This is a genomic window from Butyricimonas sp. RTP31003st1_G1_RTP31003_210430, assembly GCF_040920905.1.
GTDB lineage: Bacteria > Bacteroidota > Bacteroidia > Bacteroidales > Marinifilaceae > Butyricimonas > Butyricimonas paravirosa.
This window is the reverse complement of record NZ_JBCOSQ010000139.1, coordinates 1-2071: the sequence shown is the minus strand read 5'-3', so window position 1 is coordinate 2071 and position 2071 is coordinate 1. Positions and strand designations below refer to the sequence as shown.

Here is a 2071-nt window from a genome sequence, read left to right as displayed (position 1 = left end):
TATGGAGCGAAAGAATTAGATTTATATGCCCCTGGTGTCAGCGTGTATGCCGCTTACACGGGTGATACTTATCAAACGGGAACAGGAATGGGACTTGCATCGGCATCCGTTGCCGGGGTTGCTGCTTTGATTAAAGCCTATTATCCCAACTTGACAGGTTCACAAATTCGTGATATTCTGTTGGCATCCGTGACTTCCAGAAAGGGAGTCGAGGTCGAAAAAGGTATTGAAGTCGGGGGAAAGAAGACACAGGATTTATTTCTTTTCGATGATTTGTGTTTGTCCGGGGGAATCTTGAATGCTTATCAGGCCGTCGTGGCAGCGAGTAAACTAGCGGGAAAATAGTTATTTACACCCAATGCGTGATATGAGAACAATCGTATTCATTTTTGGCCTGTTGGTATTGTTTTCGGCAGGTGTTTTCGGGCAACAAGTTACCCGTCGTGTGTGTGACACGATTCATTACGAATTAATTCGGGAAAAGATCATTATTCCTGTCACCGTGAATGGGATAAAAGTGAAATATATCGTGGATACGGGTGGAAAAACGGGAACTATGCGGGACGTGGCTGTCGACATGAAAGCGACAAGTACGGGAACATCAACAAGCGTGTCTGACATCAACCGGGCGGGGACTAGTTTCCAAACCGGAATCTTGCATGATGTGGAATTAAGTCCGAATTATAGATTGCCCCGTTTGGAAACCATGATATTCCCCGCAACAGGCTTCTTCCGGGAGCTTGGTGTGGCAGGAATTCTGGGAGGGGATGCTTTTGCCCGGTCGGTAATTACGTTTGACTCACGGGAAAAGATTATGGTGATCAATTATCCTTATCGTCCGGCAGGCTTGAAAATCACGGATGGGGTCCGGATGTTTCCGGGACAGTCCAGCCATTCTATTGTGGATGTCGATTTTGGGGGTGTGTCAAAACGGGTTTTGTTCGACACGGGAGCATCGGGACTTTTATTACTTTCTTCCATCGACTATGGTGATCTGAAAGATAAGGTCAAAAATATAAAAGTGGCGGAGGCAATAGGCGTGAATATGGTCGGAATTAGCGGTGTCGGACAACCGGTTGAAATTGACAAGGTGGCTATCGGGGAGATGACTTTTCTGGATAAAAAGTTTACTAACGTGGGAAGTATTACGATCAATATGGGAATGAGTATCATCGGCATTGATATGTTGCGTTATGGCAAGATCGTTATTGATTATATGCGGGAACGTTTCTATTTTTTTCCGTATGGCGAAGAGATTGTTGACGCGGGTGGTGCCCCTAAAACCTGGAACGTGGGAATATTACCCGTGAAGGGACATTTCGAGGTGACAACCGTTTGGGATAACTTGAAGGATCAGCTTGAATTTGGCGATCGGGTCGTGAATATCAATGGCAAGAATCTTTCCAGCGTGGCACAGAGCCAGTTGGAGATAGATGCTCTTTTGGATGCGATAGAGGGTGATTCGGCTTATATTATTATTTTGAAAGAGGGACGAGAAAGGAAAGTCGAGATCAAGAGATTTTAGGTAAATGTAAATCTATAACGAATGAAAATATTGATATTATCATTGTTCTGCTTGTTATCATGTTTGACATGGGCGCAGACAAAGAACACATCGACAGAGGTCCGGGATTACCGGGAAGTGGACGGGAAGATTATCTTGGATTTGGTCGTGAACGGGGAAGTCGCTGGTTTCGTGCTGGACTTGGCCGGGCACACGGCAATCTTACCGGAATACGTGGAGAGGTTAAAAATTGACGAGAATATTCCGGGTGAATTTAAGTATAATGAATTTTTGTACAAGAAAGTGCCGGTGGTGAAAAGTGTGTTGATAGGCACGATGGCATTTGGGAATAACGTGTTTGGTAATGGCGTGTCAGCATTCGTGTTAGGTGATGAATCTTATTTACGTGAATTGGGTGTTGCGGGAATTGTTGGGGGAGCCATGTTCCGTAACGTGGTGCTGACGATTGATCGTAGGCGTAAAAAGATAACGACTTCCATACCTTACCGGCCTTCGTATATGAAACTGGACTATCGGACTGATATGGAGGTGTTACCGGGGAGTACT

At 45.2% G+C, this 2071-nt stretch carries 2 protein-coding genes and 1 pseudogene; all 3 read left to right on the top strand.

Annotated elements, in window-relative coordinates; all coding sequences use genetic code 11:
* Positions 1-345, top strand: a 345-nt coding sequence (locus AB5542_RS21250; protein WP_368243455.1) for a S8 family serine peptidase, incomplete at its 5' end; no start/stop codon positions are given.
* Between the two features lie 22 nt (positions 346-367).
* Positions 368-1525 carry a hypothetical protein gene (locus AB5542_RS21245; protein ID WP_279040540.1) on the top strand — a complete coding sequence of 386 codons (1158 nt, stop codon included), beginning with the start codon at positions 368-370 and terminating at the stop codon, positions 1523-1525.
* A 21-nt stretch (positions 1526-1546) separates the two neighbouring features.
* Positions 1547-2071 (top strand): annotated as a pseudogene (locus AB5542_RS21240) (thioredoxin); the annotation flags it as partial.

Excerpts from the sequence above, each read along its gene's own strand:
- AB5542_RS21245 (WP_279040540.1), top strand. The coding sequence starts at position 368 with ATGAGAACAATCGTATTCATTTTTGGCCTGTTGGTATTGTTTTCGGCA.